General features: G+C 62.3%; 20 protein-coding genes. 12 read left to right on the top strand and 8 right to left on the bottom strand.

Translation table 11 applies throughout. From position 1 onward, the window contains the following. Positions 1 to 8: 8 nt before the first annotated feature. A complete protein-coding gene (locus tag LOY53_RS19820; protein WP_258703166.1) occupies positions 9 to 869 on the bottom strand; it encodes a formylglycine-generating enzyme family protein in 861 nt (286 codons plus the stop codon). A gap of 443 nt (positions 870 to 1312) precedes the next feature. Here LOY53_RS19820 and LOY53_RS19815 point away from each other — a divergent pair, with 443 nt between their 5' ends. Further along, a complete protein-coding gene (locus LOY53_RS19815; protein ID WP_252825397.1) occupies positions 1313 to 2194 on the top strand; it encodes a DMT family transporter in 882 nt (293 codons plus the stop codon). A gap of 10 nt (positions 2195 to 2204) precedes the next feature. Here the strand turns inward: LOY53_RS19815 and LOY53_RS19810 are convergent, their stop codons facing one another. Beyond that, on the bottom strand, positions 2205 to 2663 hold the full coding sequence (locus LOY53_RS19810; RefSeq protein ID WP_252825396.1) for a DUF4265 domain-containing protein: 459 nt from the start codon (positions 2661 to 2663) through the stop codon (positions 2205 to 2207). Positions 2664 to 2676: 13 nt separating this feature from the next. Further along, positions 2677 to 3552, bottom strand: coding sequence for a DMT family transporter (locus LOY53_RS19805; RefSeq protein WP_252825394.1), 876 nt, complete (start codon positions 3550 to 3552; stop codon positions 2677 to 2679). Positions 3553 to 3689: 137 nt separating this feature from the next. Here LOY53_RS19805 and aceK point away from each other — a divergent pair, with 137 nt between their 5' ends. After that, positions 3690 to 5405, top strand: a complete 1716-nt coding sequence (gene aceK / locus LOY53_RS19800) for a bifunctional isocitrate dehydrogenase kinase/phosphatase (protein WP_258703165.1) — start codon at positions 3690 to 3692, stop codon at positions 5403 to 5405. A gap of 54 nt (positions 5406 to 5459) precedes the next feature. On the opposite strand, the gene LOY53_RS19795 is transcribed toward aceK, so the two are convergent. Continuing rightward, the gene (locus LOY53_RS19795) at positions 5460 to 6320 is read right to left on the bottom strand and encodes a DUF6279 family lipoprotein (RefSeq protein ID WP_252825391.1); all 861 of its coding nucleotides are present in this window, start codon (positions 6318 to 6320) and stop codon (positions 5460 to 5462) included. A gap of 131 nt (positions 6321 to 6451) precedes the next feature. Between LOY53_RS19795 and LOY53_RS19790 the strand changes: the two genes are divergently transcribed. Further along, the gene (locus LOY53_RS19790; RefSeq protein ID WP_027593169.1) at positions 6452 to 7288 is read left to right on the top strand and encodes a S1 RNA-binding domain-containing protein; all 837 of its coding nucleotides are present in this window, start codon (positions 6452 to 6454) and stop codon (positions 7286 to 7288) included. Here LOY53_RS19790 and LOY53_RS19785 read toward each other — a convergent pair whose 3' ends face one another. Then, on the bottom strand, positions 7289 to 7669 hold the full coding sequence (locus LOY53_RS19785) for a hypothetical protein (RefSeq protein ID WP_252825389.1): 381 nt from the start codon (positions 7667 to 7669) through the stop codon (positions 7289 to 7291). A 93-nt stretch (positions 7670 to 7762) separates the two neighbouring features. Further along, a complete protein-coding gene (locus tag LOY53_RS19780) occupies positions 7763 to 9235 on the bottom strand; it encodes a nitrous oxide reductase family maturation protein NosD (RefSeq protein WP_258703164.1) in 1473 nt (490 codons plus the stop codon). A 229-nt stretch (positions 9236 to 9464) separates the two neighbouring features. Between LOY53_RS19780 and LOY53_RS19775 the strand changes: the two genes are divergently transcribed. The 3 genes from LOY53_RS19775 to def all read left to right on the top strand — a co-directional run bounded on the left by LOY53_RS19775 (position 9465) and on the right by def (position 11376). Beyond that, a complete protein-coding gene (locus LOY53_RS19775) occupies positions 9465 to 9644 on the top strand; it encodes a CsbD family protein (protein WP_099430165.1) in 180 nt (59 codons plus the stop codon). A gap of 245 nt (positions 9645 to 9889) precedes the next feature. Beyond that, positions 9890 to 10843 (top strand): YihY/virulence factor BrkB family protein, encoded by a 954-nt coding sequence (locus LOY53_RS19770; RefSeq protein WP_027593165.1) that lies wholly within the window; start codon positions 9890 to 9892, stop codon positions 10841 to 10843. Then, complete coding sequence (gene def / locus LOY53_RS19765) at positions 10840 to 11376, top strand: peptide deformylase (RefSeq protein ID WP_027593164.1); 537 nt, start codon at positions 10840 to 10842, stop codon at positions 11374 to 11376. Before LOY53_RS19770 ends, def begins: the two co-directional genes overlap by 4 nt. Here def and LOY53_RS19760 read toward each other — a convergent pair. Next, positions 11331 to 11735 (bottom strand): GNAT family N-acetyltransferase, encoded by a 405-nt coding sequence (locus LOY53_RS19760; RefSeq protein ID WP_338110233.1) that lies wholly within the window; start codon positions 11733 to 11735, stop codon positions 11331 to 11333. The two genes, def and LOY53_RS19760, sit on opposite strands and share 46 nt — an antisense overlap. 340 nt (positions 11736 to 12075) lie before the next feature. On the opposite strand from LOY53_RS19760, the gene LOY53_RS19755 reads away from it, so the two are divergent. Beyond that, positions 12076 to 12333 (top strand): DUF2790 domain-containing protein, encoded by a 258-nt coding sequence (locus LOY53_RS19755; protein WP_027593162.1) that lies wholly within the window; start codon positions 12076 to 12078, stop codon positions 12331 to 12333. Between the two features lie 66 nt (positions 12334 to 12399). On the opposite strand, the gene LOY53_RS19750 is transcribed toward LOY53_RS19755, so the two are convergent. After that, complete coding sequence (locus tag LOY53_RS19750) at positions 12400 to 13761, bottom strand: PLP-dependent aminotransferase family protein (RefSeq protein WP_258703163.1); 1362 nt, start codon at positions 13759 to 13761, stop codon at positions 12400 to 12402. Positions 13762 to 13837: 76 nt separating this feature from the next. Between LOY53_RS19750 and LOY53_RS19745 the strand changes: the two genes are divergently transcribed. From LOY53_RS19745 to LOY53_RS19720, 5 genes are all read left to right on the top strand, one after another. After that, complete coding sequence (locus tag LOY53_RS19745) at positions 13838 to 14803, top strand: threonine dehydratase (RefSeq protein ID WP_252825382.1); 966 nt, start codon at positions 13838 to 13840, stop codon at positions 14801 to 14803. Positions 14804 to 15101: 298 nt separating this feature from the next. Further along, complete coding sequence (locus LOY53_RS19735; protein ID WP_252825380.1) at positions 15102 to 15434, top strand: type II toxin-antitoxin system HicB family antitoxin; 333 nt, start codon at positions 15102 to 15104, stop codon at positions 15432 to 15434. Positions 15435 to 15513: 79 nt separating this feature from the next. Next, positions 15514 to 16158 (top strand): LysE family translocator, encoded by a 645-nt coding sequence (locus LOY53_RS19730; protein WP_252825378.1) that lies wholly within the window; start codon positions 15514 to 15516, stop codon positions 16156 to 16158. A 424-nt stretch (positions 16159 to 16582) separates the two neighbouring features. After that, entirely contained in the window at positions 16583 to 17008 is a 426-nt protein-coding gene (locus LOY53_RS19725; protein WP_027593158.1) for a nuclear transport factor 2 family protein, read from the top strand. A gap of 44 nt (positions 17009 to 17052) precedes the next feature. Continuing rightward, positions 17053 to 17397 (top strand): YciI family protein, encoded by a 345-nt coding sequence (locus LOY53_RS19720; RefSeq protein ID WP_099455018.1) that lies wholly within the window; start codon positions 17053 to 17055, stop codon positions 17395 to 17397.

The following is a 17397-nucleotide window of genomic DNA, read 5'->3' as shown; positions in this document are numbered from 1 at the left end:
CACAACGCTCAGAGTTCGCGGGCTACGCGAAAGCCGAGGAAGTCGCCACGGGTGGTCTTGAGGCGGTCGTTGCGGTTGGCCGAGCGCGAGAAGATCGGTGGCTCGCCCCAGTCGTTGCCGCGCATGTGCGCGCGGATGCACTTGGGGTCCTGGATCCAGGCGCTGCCGTCGCTGGGGGCGCCTTCGTAGCTTTCGTGGTAGCAGTCGGCGACCCACTCGTAGACGTTGCCGTGCATGTCGTACATGCCGAAGGCATTGGCCGGATAGCTGCCCACGGGGGCGGTGAAGGTGTAGCCGTCACGGGGGCCGTAGGTGTTGGCGTGCTTGCTGATCTCGTACCTGCCTGGCTCGTCGAACGGGAAGGGGAACGGGCCGGTAGAGCCACCGCGGGCGGCGTATTCACGTTCGGCCTCACTGACCATGCGGTAGGGCTTGCCGGTTTTTTTTGCCAGCCACACGGTGTAGGCCTGGACTTCGTCATAGTCGACGCAGACCGCAGGTTGGCGGGCCGTTTGTTTGTAGGTGGGCTTGCTGGCTTCGCACCAGCGGCCGGGGCGGTCGTCGCCGCTCTTGATGACGGTGCCGGTGGCCTTGATGTAGGCGTCCAACTCGCCGGCGGTGACCTGGTAGCGGCTCATCGCGAAAGGCTTGGCGAAGGTCACGGTGTGCAGCGGGCCTTCGTCGGGCTGGCGGCCGGCTTCGTCATCGGGTGCGCCCATCACGTAGCTGCCGGCGGGCAGTACCACCATCTCTGGGCAGTCCTTGCAGTCCTGGAAAACATCACCTGGCTTGGCCGCGTGGGCGTAGGCGCTGACCAGCAGCAGGCAGGTGATCTGGGCTGGCCGGTAGAGCCAGGCTTTTGCGTTCATGAGTGGTCCTCGGAGCGGGTGAATGCGTGCGGCGTTTCGCATTCAGACGAGCCAAGGCGGTGAAAAATTAACCAATGGCCGCGCCTACAAAGGTCGGTTTAGCCAGTTGCCAGCCAGAAAACGCCGGGCTATAGTCCAGGCCATTGATCTCATCCTGAAGACCTGTTCATGCCAGCCATCCCTTCCACCTCATGCTTTGCCATCGCGCCAGTCGCGGGCGAGGTCGTGCGTGGTAGCCAGCAGCCGGCCATGATCAGTCACTACCCACCACCTGTCAGTGGCGTTGTAGGCGGCGTAGCTCCGCCTCTTTGCGTGGTCGTGCTGGGCTGATCGGCTTCTGGCCGCATCCCACCGCGCTCGCAACCTACTGAACACGGTCGGCTACTTCCCTCGCTGAAGCGTACGCCCTCCGTTCGGCTCATTCGCCCGAAAGGTGGCAATACATGTCTGTCATTTCCAAAGCATCCGTGGCCTCGGCGGCCACCACCAGCCTGTTCGTCTTGCTGTGGAGCAGCGGGGCAATCGTCTCCAAGCTGGGCCTGGCGCACGCCAGCCCGTTCGCTTTCCTGTTGTTGCGCTCGGCGCTGGCCCTCGCGGGGCTGTTGATGATCGGCCCGTTGTTGGGCCTGCGTTGGCCGCGCAGTCGTGGGGCGATGCTGCGCGCCCTGGGCACTGGCTGCGTGTTATTGGGGGCCTACCAGATCTTCTATTTGCTGGCGCTCAATACCCATGTCACCCCTGGCGTCATGGCCACCGTGATGGGGGTGCAACCGATCCTCACCGTGGTACTGATGGAGCGTCAGCGTTCCTGGAGCCGGCTGTTCGGCCTGGGGCTGGGCCTTGCTGGCCTGGTGATGGTGGTTTATCAAAGCATCAACCTGGGTGGGGTGTCCCTGGCCGGCATGCTGTTCGCGCTGCTGGCGCTGGGCAGCATGACGTTGGGTTCGATCCTGCAAAAACGCATCACCGACAACCCTATGGGCACCTTGCCGTTGCAGTACCTGGCAGGGTTTGCCCTGTGCGCGCTGTTCGCCCCCTTGCAGCCGTTGCACGTGCAGTGGACCGGCGGCTTCGTCGGTGCCCTGCTGTGGATGGGGCTGGTGGTGTCGTTGCTGGCGACCCTGCTGCTGTATCGCCTGATCGCCAAGGGCAATCTGGTCAATGTCACCAGCCTGTTCTACCTGGTGCCTGCGGTGACTGCGGTGATGGACTTCCTGATCTTCGGTAACCGTTTGGCAGCGCTTAGCCTGCTGGGGATGGGGCTGATTGTGGTGGGCTTGCTGTTCGTGTTCCGCAAGCCGGCTGCGCGGTTAGCGGAGGCGTAAGCGTAGCGCTCTAGCGAAACTCTTCGGGGATGGTGTGCCGCAGCACGCCTTCCTCGAAGTCCAGCAGGTCGGCTTCGCGCTGGGTCAGCAGGTAATAGAGCAAGGTGTCGAGCGCGCGCTGTGAGGGAACTTCGACGGCAAGCATCCTCACCGCCTGTTCTGCTTCGCAGTTGCAGCCGAAGTCTTGCAGGGCTGAGCGCACCTGGTCGAGGGTCTCCGGTGGCTTTACGATCACCCGGAACACCGAGCGGGCGCTGCTGATGCGCAAGCTGTCGAACCAGGTTTCACCGCCGTCCTCCCGCGTGTCGATGATGTCGCCCGGCGCAATGCCGTAGACATAGAACGGGATGCCATCGACTTGGTAGCCGCCGTCGACTGCCTTGGCCCACAGGCCCTCGACCGAGGCCGGCGGGTAACCGTCTGCGTCCTGCACCAGGCGGAACAACACTTTCTTGTATGCACTGTTCATCGTGTGCCCCGCTTCAATGGCGCGTCGGCCGCAGCACCAGCCACAAGGCCGCGCCAATCAACACACCGCCGTACAGGTGCGCCATCGACAGCGGCTCATCCAGCAACCATGCCCCCCACAATACGCCGAATACCGGGATCAGGAAGGTCACGGTGCTGGCTTTGACTGGGCCGATTTCTTCGAGCAGGCGGAAGTACAGGATGTAGGCGAATGCGGTGCACAGCAGGCCCAACCCGAGCAGCGACAGCCACACCTGCCAGCCGCCCCAGCTGGCAGGGGGCTGAGCCAGGGCGCTCCAGGCGAACAGCGGGCTCAGCAGGAGCGTAGCGCCGAGCATGCTGCCCAGGGCCGAGAGGCGGCTGTCCAGGCCGCTGACCCAGCGGCGGGCGAGAAAACCGGCGAAGCCATAACAGGTGGTGGCCGCCAGGCAGGCGAGGGCGCCTTGCAGCAAGGCCAGGTCCAGCGCGACGGGGCCAGCGCCGCTGAGGACGCCGACGCCGAACAGGCCCAGGAAGATGCCGCAGAGCTTGGGCAGGGTCATCGGTTCACGGAAGAACAGCACGCCGATCAGTACGCCCATCAGCGGTGTGGTGGCGTTGAAAATCGCCGAGTAGCCGGCTGGCAGTACCTGCGCGGCCACGGAGTAGAAGGTCGCCGGGATGCCCGAGTTGATCATACCCAGCACCAGGCAGGCGCCGAGCTTGCCTTGGAAGTCCCAGCGTAGCCGCGCGGCGGCGACGATGGCGACCAGGCCCAGGCAGGCGATCGACACGCGGAAAAACGCGGTCGGCACGGTGCCTAGTTCGGGGGCGATGATGCGCATGAACAGGAAGCTCGCCCCCCAGACAGCGGCAAGGGTCAGCAGGCGGGCTAGGGCAATGGGGGTCACAACGGTCTCCGGGTTCTGGGCAGGGCGCGAGTTTACGCCAGGGGGGAGTGGGATTCTTGTGCTTTCTTGCGCTGTGAATCTAGGCAGGCTGTGGACCGGCTAAGCTGTATCACTCACCCTGCACCGAGATGCCCTGCATGTCCCAGCACTGGCCTGCCAGCGAAATCGCCCGGATGATCCTCGATGGCTTCGATGACTACCGCGAACACTTTCGGCGCATCACCCTCGGCGCCCGTGAGCGCTTCGAGCAGGCGCGCTGGCAAGACATCCAACGCGCAGCGGCGGCGCGTATCAACCTCTATGAAGAAAAGGTGGCCGAGGCCAACGGCCGGCTACGGCAGAGCGTTGCCGATGAGGTGCTGCTGGATGTGGAGCAGTGGCCGCTGGTCAAGAGCGCCTACATCCACCTGATTGACCCACGGCTCGACGACGAGTTGTCCGAGACCTGGTACAACTCGCTGTTCTGCAGCCTGTTCAGCCACGACCAGATCAGCGACGGCTGCATGTTCATCCACACCACCCGGCCTTCCATGCGCAGCCACGAGCGCGCGGCGCAAACCCGCACCTATCAGCTTGGGGAGGGGCTCAAGGGCCTGCTGCGGGCGATCTTCGCCGATTACCCGTTCGATGTGCCCTATGGTGACCTTGAGGGCGACCTGACGCGGCTGGAAGAACAGCTGCGCGAATGCCTGCCGGACTGGGTGTGCAAGGACCCAGCCCTGGCGGTCGAGCTGTTTTCGCCGGTGTTGTACCGCAACAAGGGCGCCTACCTGGTCGGCCGCCTGTACACCCCCGACGAGCAGTGGCCGCTGGTGATCCCTTTGTTGCACCGCGAAGGCCATGGCATCGAGGCCGATGCGCTGATCACCGACGAGGCGGAGGTGTCGATCATCTTCTCTTTCACCCGCTCCTATTTCATGGTCGATGTGCCGGTGCCGGCGGAATTCGTCAACTTCCTCAAGCGCATCCTGCCCGGCAAGCACATTGCCGAGTTGTACACCTCGATCGGTTTCTACAAGCATGGCAAGTCGGAGTTTTACCGGGCACTGATCAACCACCTGGCCAACAGTGACGACCGCTTCATCATGGCGCCCGGGGTGCGTGGGATGGTCATGAGCGTGTTCACGCTGCCGGGCTTCAATACCGTGTTCAAGATCATCAAGGACCGCTTCTCACCGTCGAAAACCGTTGACCGTGCCACGGTGATCGACAAATACCGCCTGGTGAAAAGCGTCGATCGGGTAGGGCGCATGGCCGATACCCAGGAGTTCGCCGATTTTCGCTTTCCGCGCAGCAAGTTCGAGCCGGAATGCCTGGCCGAGCTGCTGGAAGTGGCGCCGTCCACGGTCGCCCTGGAAGGCGATACAGTGCTGATCCGCCACTGCTGGACCGAGAGGCGCATGACGCCCCTCAACCTTTACCTGGAGCACGCCAGCGAAGGCCAAGTGCTCGAAGCGCTGGAGGATTACGGCTTGGCCATCAAGCAACTGGCGGCGGCGAACATCTTCCCCGGCGACATGTTGCTGAAAAACTTCGGCGTCACCCGCCATGGCCGGGTGGTGTTTTACGACTATGACGAAATCTGTTTTCTGACCGAGGTGAACTTCCGCCATATACCGCCACCGCGCTACCCGGAAGACGAGATGTCAGGCGAGCCGTGGTACTCGATCGGGCCGCATGACGTGTTCCCCGAAGAGTTCCCGCCGTTTCTGTTTGCCGATATGGGCCAGCGGCGTTTGTTCAGCCGCTTGCATGGCGAGTTGTATGACGCGGATTACTGGAAGGGTTTGCAGGCAACGATTCGCGACGGGAAGGTGATCGATGTGTTCCCGTATCGGCGTAAGGTGCGGTAACCCCTGGGGCTGCGCTGCGACCGTAAAAAATCAGCGCCACGCACGTCTCGGGTTTTAGCCCTTCAGGCACTTCAACTCGCTGAAATCGGTGCGCACCTTGCTCAGTCGCGCCTGCAGTTGCTGCCGCTGCTCCGGCGTGCTCAAGTGCATCAGGTCGACCAGCAACCTGCGTGCTTGCAGCTCGGTGTTCTGGTAGGCGATGCGGTACTCCGGGGTCCACAGGCTCTCTTTGCGCTGCAGCAACTGCGCCAGGCGCGGTTCGAAGCTGGCATCGCTGCGTTTGTCCATCGCCAGCACCAGCTGTTGCTGCCAGTGGGCACGGTTGGCGATCCATTGGCGGTTCTGATCGCCCAACGCCTGTGACCAGGTCAGCACACGTAGCCGTTGCGCTGCATTGAGTTCACCCAGCCACGGCGTCAGGCGTTTCTCCATGCGCTCGGCGCGGCGGGCAATCTGCTTGGGCAACGGCGTATCGACATACTGCTTTTGCCGTTCGCTGATGTCGTCGCGGAACGCCTCGCGCATTTCCGCCACCTGCGCGTCGCTCATGCCACGCAGCAGTTCGGTGGCAGAGGGGGTGATTTCTTCGGCAACCCGGCCAATCGCCTCGCGCGCTTCGCGGGTGCGCTGCTGCAATGCCTGGTCGGTCACCTGGTCTTCGGCGACCATAGCCCGCACTCGGTCCAGCCAGTCGAGGTAACTGGGCAGTTGGGTTTTGCAATGCCAGGCCAGGTGCTGCCTGAGCCGCTCGTCGAGCAGCACCTTCTGGTCGCGGTTCATGTCCAGGTAGTCACCGAGCGACCACGGCACCAGGCGGTCCAGGTTGCGGTAGGCCAGGTCGATGCGGCTGCACGCGACCAGGGCCAGGGCTAACGCGACGGTGATGAGCAGGGGCTTGAGCAGGCGTCGAAGCATGTGCTGATCCTTGCAGTGGCTGGCCAGTCGGTAGACGCAAGGGGGAAGATGACGGTTCCACCGAATCAGCGGTCGGGCAGTACGGTGGCTTCAGGTGTAGAATAGCCGTCTTGTCTTGAGGAACATCGGAAATGGCTCTGCTTGGGCGTTACAACAGTTTGCAAATCGTTAAACACGTGGAATTCGGCCTCTACCTGGACGGCGGCGCCGATGGCGAGATCCTGCTGCCGGGGCGTTACATCCCGAAGAACGCCGAGACCGAGGTAGACGATTGGTTGAACGTGTTCATCTACCTGGACAGCGAAGACCAGCTGATTGCCACCACCGAGAAGCCCAAGGTGCAGGTCGGTGAGTTCGCCAGCCTCAAGGTCAAGGACATCAATGGTGCCGGTATCTTCCTGGATTGGGGCCTGTCCAAGGACCTGCTGATGCCTTACTCGGAAGAGTTGCGGCCACTGAAGATCGGCGACTACTGCGTGGTGCACGCGTACCTCGACAAGCGTACCCGCCGCATCACCGCGACCGCGCGCCTGGACCGCTACCTGGACCGTACCCCGGCCGATTATCAGGTCGGCCAGCCGGTCGAGCTGCTGGTGGCCGGCGAGACGCCGATGGGCTTCAAGGCGATCATCAACAACCGCCACTGGGGCCTGATCCACAAGAACGAGGTGTTCAAGTTCCTGCGTTCGGGGATGCACGAGAAGGGCTTCATCAAGGAAATTCGCCACGACGGCAAAATCGCCCTGAGCCTGCAACCGGTTGGCGCTGCCCTGGCTGACAGCCTGCAGGAGCAGATCATGGCGCGCTTGGACGCCGAAGGCGGTGTGCTGCCGGTGTGCGACAAGAGCGACCCGGCAGTGATCACCAAGCTGTTCAACGTCAGCAAGGGCAACTTCAAGAAGGCCATTGGCGCGTTGTTCAAGCAAGGCCGCATCGTCATCCATGACGATCGCATCGAGCGGGTCTGATCAGGCCTGCACGAACGTGCGGAAGTCCAGCTGCTCGCCACCCGGGCGGGTGTCGCGCAGCAGCGAGTCGCGGTCGGCGCTCAGGGCCAGGCTGATGGTCGAACGGCGTTTGCCTGGCTTGCGCACTTCCATCTGCTCCAGGTGAGCCTTGAGGAAGTTGGTCGGTACTTTCAGGTGCTGCAGCTCATCGCTGTCCGGGGTGTGCAGCAGCAGGTTGACCCAGTCGGGCTGGCCTTTGCCCAATAGCGCTACCGGCACTTCGAACCACCACAGGTTGCGTTTGGGGTCGAGGATGGCGAACAGCGTGTTGCTGCTGGTCAGTACGGGCCGGGTCAGTGCTTCGTTGCGCCGGGCGATGGCGGCGGGTTTGTCGAGTTTCATGCAGGTTCCTGCGGGTTGACGCGTGATAAGGCCTGCATTGTGAGGGGTGGCGGTTAGCGGGGCAAGGTTTGCCCCGCGAAGAGGCTGATTGCTTCAGCGACTCACCGGCCGGCTCAACTCGGAAGTGGCCCCATCGGCAGTGGTCACTGTCGCGGTAAAGCTGCGCAACCCGCCGATATTCTCCAGCGGATGTGCAAACCGCGCCTGCCCCTGGGCATCGCTGTTCACCAGCACTTCCCCAAGAGACTGCTCCGCTTCGCTGCCCGCAGCCTGCGCATTGCCGAACAACTCGACGCGCAACAGGCTCGATGCCGGCCCCTGCACTTCGCCGCGAATCACATTCCCCTCAAGCGCGATCAGCCGAGGTGGCTGCTGGTTGTGGTTAGGCAACGGTTGGCAAGGCTTGGGTTCGCCCTTGGCATCGCAGATGATCGCTTGGTCCTTCTTCGCCAGCTCCGCACCCACCCCGCGCGACCCTTCATACAACGCATGTGCCTGCGCCGGCACGCCGAAGATGATGGCGCCGGTGCGCTGGTTTGGCACGCAGGAGCCACCGGCCTCGCAGCGGCGGATGTCCTGGCTGTTGTTCCAAATGCGGTTGGCGCTCAGGCGTGTGGCGGTGACGCTCGGCTCTGGGCGCAAGGCCACGCCGATGCGGTTGCCGTGGATCAGGTTGCCATCGAGGATGTTGCCCTCGCCGGTAACGCTGACGCCGATCGAGTTACCGGTGAAGGTGTTGGCGCCCAGGTAGTTGCGGTTGCCCCAGTTGATCTGCAGGCCGTCCGAGTAGTTCTCGAAACGGTTGCGCACCACCGTGTTGTCATTGCCCAGCAGAATCTCGATGCCCTGGGACGGCTCGGGGTTGGCCGGTGTGGAGCGGAACAGGTTGTCCGCCACCAGGTTGAAGGCCGCGCCACGCGTCAGCTCCAGGCCGTCACCGTTGTCTATCAGCTGGTTGCGCAGCACCTTGTTGTTGACCGTGCTGGTGGCGGTGGGGTTACCGGCGCCGTCGTCACCGGTGAGCATGATGCCGGCGCCGCCTTTGTTGGCGATGACGCGGTTGTCTTCGATGACGTTGCCGCTGGCGCGGTTGACCAGGATGCCGATGCAGAAGTTGCGCACTTCCAGGCCGCTCAGGTGCACGCCTTGGGTGTCGCGCAGCACCAGGCCCGGGTGGGTCGTGGTGCGTACGTTGGTGCCGAACTGGCCGGGCAGGGCGCCGGGGCAGGTGTGCACGCCCTGGTCTTTGATATAGCCCGAGCCGTCGATGGCGATGTACTGGCCGTCGCGGGCCCAAGCCAGGCCGGTAATGCTCACCGGGCCTTTGATTTCAGGCAGCGCGCGCGTGGGTTTAATCACATAGGGCGCCTGGCCCACCGCGGCAATCTCGATGCGGTAGTGGCCGGGGTTTTGGTTGCTGGTCTCGATCGCCCAGCGCAGGCTGCCGGGCTGGCCGTCATCGGCATAGTGCTCGACGCGCAGGGCTTCGGTGACGGCCGGCGAGGCGGCGAGGGCAGGCAGGGGGAGCAGTGGCAGCATGGCCACGAGCACAGGCATCAAACGCATGGGGCGGGTTTTCCGATAAGTCGTTGTTTTTATTGCAGGCGGTCGTATGCGGGGATTCTAGGGCAGGCAGTCGGCCCTGCGCAGGTGGTTGGCGGGAATTGGTGCGGTATTCGCCCGCAGATTTGCCGCTCGGCTTGATCGTGGCAAATTGGTTGAAACTCTTGCGAAGGGCCTCAGGTCCACAGACTGTCGACACGGTTCACGTGTCTCCATTTGCAGGAGTTTTGCCATGAGCGGTACTAAAGACAAAGCGAAAGGCTTGGCCAACGAAGCAATCGGTAACGTGAAACAAGGCATCGGCAAAGTGACCGACAATGAAAAGCTCAAGGCCGAAGGCAAGGCGCAGGAACTGAAGGGTGAAGCCCAGCAGATCAAAGGCGATGTGAAGGACGCTGTGAAAAAGCCTTGATGCATCCTGCCCTGTTCACCAGGGTGTAGGCGTCGCCCTGTAGGAGCAGCCTTGTGCTGCGAAGAGGCCAGTGATAGCAATGAATATTATGTAAGTTGCTACGGGCCTCTTCGCAGCGCAAGGCTGCTCCTACAAGGATTGCGTTTAACGTAGGCATTTTCTTTTAAACCCTCGGGAGCAGCACAGCAACGGCGTGGTCTATTAGACTTGTCTGTTGTATCGATCGAGCGGCGAAAGGAGACGCTATGATTTTTTCCGCCCTGCAAGGTTTGCCCTTGCACCGCGTGCTGGTGCGCACCGTCAAAGAGTTTCTTGACGACGAGATGTCCACCTATGCGTCCGCGCTGGCCTACCAGATGCTGTTTTCGCTGTTTCCCTTCCTGTTGTTTCTGATTGCCCTGATCGGCTTCCTGCATTTGCCAGATTTCTTTTCCTGGTTGCGCCTGCAATCAGAATTGGTGCTGCCGCCCCAGGCCCTGGAGCAGGTGAACCCGGTGATCGACCAGTTGCAACAGTCCAAGGGTGGGCTGTTGTCGGTGGGTATCGTGATTGCCCTGTGGACTGCCTCGGCGGGTGTACGGCTGATGATGAGCGCCATGAACGCCGCCTATGACGTACCCGAAGGCCGCCCGGTATGGAAGCGCATACCGCTGTCCATCTTCTACACCGTGGGCATCGCCGTCATGCTGCTGGCCGCCGCCGCGTTGATGGTGCTGGGGCCGCAGGTGATGGAGTGGATTGCCGCCCAGGTCGGCATGCAGGAAGTCATCGTCACGGTGTGGACCATCCTGCGCTGGCCGGCAATCATCATCCTGATGATGGTGGCGGTGGCGCTGATCTATTACGTGATGCCCGATGTTAAGCAGAAGTTTCGCTTCATCACCCCAGGCTCGGTGCTGGCCGTGGTGGTGTGGATCGTCGCGTCGCTGGGCTTTGCCTACTACGTGAAAACCTTTGCCGATTACAACGCCATGTATGGCAGCATCGGTGCAATCATCGTGCTGTTGCTGTATTTCTACATTTCTGCTGCCGTGCTGTTGCTTGGCGCGGAAATGAACGCGGTGATCGAACACATGTCCGCCGAGGGCAAGAACCCTGGCGAAAAGGATTTCGACGGCGATAAGCCCAAGGAAACCATCACTGTGCTCGGCCATGAACACCCCGTCGAGCCGCAAACCACCGAGCCGAACCCCCGATGATCCGTGACATTCTCAAGATGGGCGACGAACGCTTGCTGCGCATCGCCCCGCCCGTGCCCCCGCAGATGATCGGCAGCGCTGAACTGCAGCAACTGATCGACGACATGTTCGAGACCATGCGCCATGTTGGGGGGGTGGGTTTGGCTGCGCCGCAGATCGGCATCGACCTGCAACTGGTCATCTTCGGCTTCGAACGCAGCGAGCGTTACCCGGATGCCGAACCGGTGCCGCAGACCATCCTGCTCAACCCGTTGATCACGCCGATGTCGAGTGAGGTCGAGGACGGTTGGGAGGGCTGCCTGTCGGTGCCCGGCCTGCGCGGCGTGGTACCGCGTTACCAGCACATTCGCTACGAAGGCCTAGACCCTCAGGGTAACCCGATCAACCGCTTTGCCGATGGCTTCCATGCGCGTGTGGTGCAGCACGAGTGCGACCACCTGATCGGCCGGCTGTACCCCTCGCGCATCCAGGATTTCGCTAAATTCGGTTACACCGAGGTGCTGTTTCCCGGGCTGGACGCTAGCGACGACTGACCGCGCACCAGGGCCACCAAGCGCTTGCTGCGTTGGTAGCGCTGCAGGCGCGCAGCCAAGGGCTCGGGTAGCGTTTGCGCGTCATCGAACCCCAGGCGCTGGTAGAAGGGCACAAGGTCCGGGTGGCAAAACAGCCAGGTCGGCCCAGCCGCTTGCGCCAACGCACTGTCGATCAGCCGCCCAGCGACACCCAGGCCACGCTGTGGCGGGGCGACGAACAGCCCGGTCAGCCAATAGCCATCGCCAACGGCGGTCAGGCTCATGCCTGCAATGATGCCGCTGGCCCGCGCCACCCACAGTGCAGCATCACGTGCTGCGCGCATGGGAGAGCCGTGCTGGCGGTAGAAGTGATCGAGCAGGCGACGTTCCGTGTCTGACAGCTCGGAGCAATGCAGATGATCAGAAATGGCGTGTATCCCTTGTTTAAACGGCCACGATGGGCAGGTACATGCCAGAGGCTCTATCCCACCATTCTCAAACCATTATGTCGCAGATTGTTGCAAAACCGGCAAGGGTGAATATCCGACTTCGGGGTTCAACTATTGCAAACCGGGAGTAGACTTTTACGTATCCCACCAGCAGTACGACGAAGCGGGATCGGTACTTCGTGTCATCTTTGCAGTCGATGACAACTTCTCCGCGCCAGTGACGGCATTAGAAGTCAATCGATCAGCTTGATTGCGTTATAGGCAAACCCACATGAAACCATTACTGATTCTTGCATTGGTCGGTATGTCCTCGTTCGCCCTCGCCGATGAGGTCAAACCTGTCTCCAACGAGCCCGTGGCCCAGCAATACGACTACTCCATGAACCTGGATATCAAGCGGGTCATCAACCTGTCGACCATCCCCAATGTCTGCGAAGTAGTGCCTGCGACCATGACCTACGAAGACCACCAAGGCCAGGTGCACACTATTCAGTACCGCGCCATGGGCGAGGGTTGCCAGCAGGGTTGATACTGCAACGCCAACCACCTCTTCGCGCCGAACCGTCGCGAGGAGGTGGCCAGGCCGATCTCGGTGTCATGGGCTGGACAGTACTTGGCGCACCACCTCCAGCCCGCGTTTCAGCTCGGCCCGGCTAGCCGCCGCCGACAGGCTGATACGTACCGCCTGCACCTCGGTCGCACCAATGGCGAAGACACTGGCCGGGACGATTTCCACACCCTGCTCGCGACACCGCTTTACCACCCCCTCCGCACCCTGCGGTGTGGCCAACCATGCATGAGGTGAAGGCTGCGCTGTGTTGTGCAGGCCATCGCCCAGCAGCCTTCGCGCAAGGCGCCAACGCTCGGTAATTTCCTCCCGCTGCCAGGCCAGCCGCCGCGCAGCCGTACCGTCTTCGATCCACTGGCAGGCGATGTGCAGGTTCAACGGCGATACAGGCCAGTGGCTGGCCTGGGCATGCGGGTCGACCTGTGCCAGCAGCTGCGGGCTGGCCACGATCCACCCCAGGCGCAAACCGGCAGCCACCGTCTTGGACAGGCTGCTGATGAAAATCCCTTGCTCGCCCAGCAGGGGGTAGAGCGGCGGCCTGTCGCTGAGTGCGCCATACACGTCATCCTCGATCACCAACAGCCCCAGGCGTTTGACGACCGCAGCGAGCGCTTCGCGGCGAGCGTCATCCATGCAGGCGCCGGTGGGGTTGTGCAGGGTGGGTGTGGTCACCAGCACACGGGCACCGCTGGCGCGGGCGACGCGGTCAAGGTCGTCGGGGCGCAGGCCTTGGCTGTCCAGCGCCACACCATGCACGGGCAAGCGCAACTGTCGGCAGGCCGCCTTGATGCCGGGTGCGGTCAAAGCTTCGAGCATGACCGGCTCACCGGCCTGGCAGAACGACTGCAGCACCAGGGTCAGAGCCTGTTGCGCACCGCTACTGAGCAGCAGTGCGTCTGGGGGCAGGGCCAATCCGCGATTGGCCAGCCATTGCGCGCCATGAATGCGGCCCAGCAGTAACTGCTCGGGCCCCAGGTAATGATCCAGCAGGCCACTCTCGTGCCGTGCCAGCAGGTTACGCAGGCTGCTTTGCAGGTCTTGATTGTGCAGGTCGGCCACCGGGACGTTGGTCGACAGGTCGATCAATGGCTGTTGCCCATCGTGGTGCTTGAGTCGAAACAGCGTCGCTTCCTTGCTGCCCGCCAGCACGTAGGTGCCGCGGCCGACTTCACCTGCCACCAGGTGGCGCGCGGCAGCTTCACGGTAGGCCTGCTGGGTGGTGCTGGGGTTGAGGTCGAGCTTCCAGGCCAGGCGCCGCTGGGGTGGCAGGCGGTCGCCGACCTTGAGCTCACCGCGCTCAATGGCGTCGGCAATCGCATCGACCAAGGCCAGGTAGCGGGGTTGGTCATCATCCACAAGCGTTGGGATCCACACGAAATTGCTACCCATGCAATATAAGGTTGTACCCATACAATGCCCGGCGCTTAGGATCGGATCAACCACCTACCGATGAGGGATGATCGCCATGTTCGACTTGAAAGCCTTGCGCGAAGCCGCCGATTTCGTTCACCAGCATGTGCCCGCAACGCCCCAGCACGCCTGGCCTTTGCTGGCCGAGCGGCTGGGCTGCCAAGTGTGGGTGAAACATGAAAACCATGCGCCCACCGGGGCGTTCAAAGTGCGCGGCGGGTTGGTCTACGTGCGTTCGCTGCTGGCGGATGGCGCGCCGCCCCGTGGCCTGGTCACCGCCACGCGCGGCAACCACGGCCAGAGCATGGCACTGGCTGCACGCCAGGCGGGCATACCGTTGGTGATCGTCGTGCCCGAAGGCAACTCCACCGAGAAGAACGCCGCCATGCGCGCCCTGGGTGCCGAGTTGGTGGAGCACGGTGTTGATTTTGATGTGGCCCGTGAAGAGGCGGCCCGGCTGGCTGACGAATTGGGCTACATGATGGTGCCATCGTTTCACCCGGAGCTGGTGCGCGGGGTAGCCACCTATGCCTTGGAACTGTTCGAGGCCGTGTCTGAGCTGGACTGTGTATACGTGCCTATCGGCATGGGGTCGGGCATCTGCGGGCTGATCCAGGCACGCAACCTGCTGGGGTTGAAGACCGAGATCGTGGGGGTGGTGTCTAGCGTGGCCGATGCCTATGCGCAAAGTTTCGAGCGGGGGCGCATCGTCACCACTGCCACTGCCGACACCTTCGCCGATGGCATGGCCTGCCGGGTGCCGCACCCGGAGGCGTTCGCCTTGGTGTGTGAGCATGCCGCGCGCATCGTACGGGTGAGCGACAGTGAAGTTGCCGAGGCCATGCGCGTGTACCACGAGGCCACGCATAACACCGCCGAAGGTGCGGGCGCTGCGGCGCTGGCGGCGTTGATGCAGGAACGCGAGCGGCAAGTGGGCAGGCGGGTGGCCGTGGTGCTGAGCGGGGCGAACGTGGATCGCGCGCGTTATGCGCGCGTGCTGGCGGGTGATGAAAAATCCTGAATGAATATCGAGGAATAAGTGCTATCTTAATCTGATAGCATTTTTCGATGAACACTCGATACCGAAAAATTCTCGACGCTATCTCCAGGACGCCAACCACGTCGTCATTGGCCTTTTCCGAGATCGAGGCGCTGGTGCTTCATCTGGGAGGGCAGGTGCTGGAGCGACAAGGCTCCAGGGTAAAGTTGGTGCTTGGCGGCCAATACTGGAGATGCCATCGCCCTCACCCAGGCAAGGAAGCCAGGCGGTATCAGATTGAAGAAGCCCGCGAATTCTTGCTGCGGGCAGGAGTCAGCCTATGAGTTGCATGCGCTACAAGGGCTATGCCGCCCGAATCGAATACGATGAGCGTGACGACATTTTCGTGGGTCGCGTGCTTGGCATGCGCGACATCATCAGCTTTCACGCAAGCTCCGTTCCTGAGTTGCATGAAGCCTTCCGTGAAGCGCTCGAGGACTATCTCGCTGATTGTGCAGAACAGGGCATCACCCCTGAAAAGCCGGCATCAGGCAAGATCATGTTGCGTATCCGGCCAGAAGTCCACGCTGCTGCCAGCATTGCCGCCCGGGCCGCCGGCAAGAGCCTGAACCAATGGGCGGATGAGGTATTCGAGCAGGCGGCCTTTGCCTGATCGAACACTTCTTCTTCCCATCCCCTGATCACTCGTGGCAGGCTCTACGGCGCTTAATTGGCCGGTCATCGAGTGCTCAATGCCTTTCTCCAATGGTTTTCTCCTCAGCCTGTCCCTGTGTCTGGACATCGGCGTCGCCAACATCGCCATGATCACCTTGGCCATGCAGCGTGGTTTTCTCAAAGGTTTCTGGCTGGGGCTGGGGACCTGTGTGGGGGACTTGATCTATGCCGTTGCCGCACTGGCCGGGATGACCGTGCTGCTGCAGTTTGAAAGCGTGCGCTGGACCTTGTGGCTGGGCGGTTCTGCGCTGCTGGTGTGGTTCGCAGTGAAGATGCTGCTGGCGGCGTGGCGCGGCGGGCACATGGACACGCGGGCAGACGTGGTGGTGGATTCGGGCTGGCGCGAGTTCTTGCGTGGGATCTTTTTGGCCATGTCTTCACCCACCGCGATTTTGTGGTTCGCGGCGGTCGGTGGGGTGCTGATTTCCCGATCCGGTGGTGGCAGCTTGCTGGAGGCCGGGTTGTTCCTCAGCGGTTTTTTTGCGGCGGGGTTGGTCTGGTGCCTGAGCCTGTGCGGCATTGCCAGCCACGGGGGGCGATTGCTGGGGGATCGATTGCTGACCTGGTCGTACCTGCTTTCGGCGGCGATTTTCTGCTATTTCGCGGTTTACGTGATTGTTTCGGGGTATCGCGAGTTCATTCTCGCCAGCCCTGGGGTTTGAGGCAGGGTGCATGCCTTGGGTCTTTCAGCGCCTGGGAGATCGAGCGCCGCCCGCGCGGCGCTTCGCAGCACAAGGCTGCTCCCACATCTGTTTCGGGCCAATTATTCCTGAGGCATTAGCGCGCGGTCCCATGGCGGCTGACACGATATCGAGTCGAACAAACAAGGCGGTCGCGCGCCTCTCTCGCAGGCTTTACTGGCCGGAAACAGATGTAGGAGCAGCCTTGTGCTGCGAAGCGCCGCGCGGGCGGCGCTCGATCTCCCAGGCGCTAAACAACCCGAAGCGAACACCTGGTAGCCCTCACCCAACCTCAAGCCCATTTATTTTCACCGGCCTGTCGATTTCCCCCGCTACCGTTCGACTAACAGTTGAAAGCACAGGCCCCACCTGTGCCCAAACCTGACAAACGATCGGAGGCCCCCCGATGAGCACTGCAGCTGAAAACGAACTCCGCCAACTGATCGACCGCTGGATGCAGGCCGTGCGCGACCGTGACATCCCCGGCATCACTGCGCCCTATGCCGACGACATCGTCGCCTTCGATGCCATCAAAACCCTGCAATTCAAAGGCAAGGCTGTTTACCAGGCTCACTGGGAAATGTGCATGGGCCTGTGCACCGGCCCGATGATCTTCGAGCTCGCCGAGCTCACCGTATACGCCGACGGCGACCTGGGCCTGGCGCACTGGTTGAACCGCTGCGGCCCGTCGGACGACGAGAGCCAATGCGGCTTCATGCGCGCCACGGTCGGCTATCGCCGCCAGGGCGGGCAATGGCAAGTCATCCATGAACACTGGTCGGCACCGTTCGACATGGAAACGCAGAAAGCCCTGTTCGATCTGAAGCCCTGATCTGATATCGCCAAACGCACTTTGCCAATGCCCTGGAGGCGACCATGAAATACCTGTGCCTGGTCTATTGTGACGAAGGGCTGCTGCACAGCCTGCCCGACAGCCCGGAAGACGCCGAATGCATGGCCTATGCCGAGGCGTTGCAGGGTTCTGGGCGCATGCTCGCGGCCGAGGCGCTCAAGCCGGTGCAAACCGCCACCACGGTACGTGTGCGCAGTGGGCACATGAGCCTCACCGATGGCCCGTTCGCCGAAACCAAGGAACAACTGGCCGGGTTTTATCTGGTAGATGCCCGAGACCTGAACGAGGCGCTGAACATCGCCAAAGGCATCCCCGCCGCAAGGGTCGGCAGCGTTGAAGTGCGACCTGTGCGCGAACTGCAACCCTGA

The organism is Pseudomonas sp. B21-031 (assembly GCF_024748985.1).
In the GTDB taxonomy this organism is placed as follows: domain Bacteria; phylum Pseudomonadota; class Gammaproteobacteria; order Pseudomonadales; family Pseudomonadaceae; genus Aquipseudomonas; species Aquipseudomonas kermanshahensis.
This window is presented reverse-complemented; position numbering and strand designations above follow the sequence as displayed.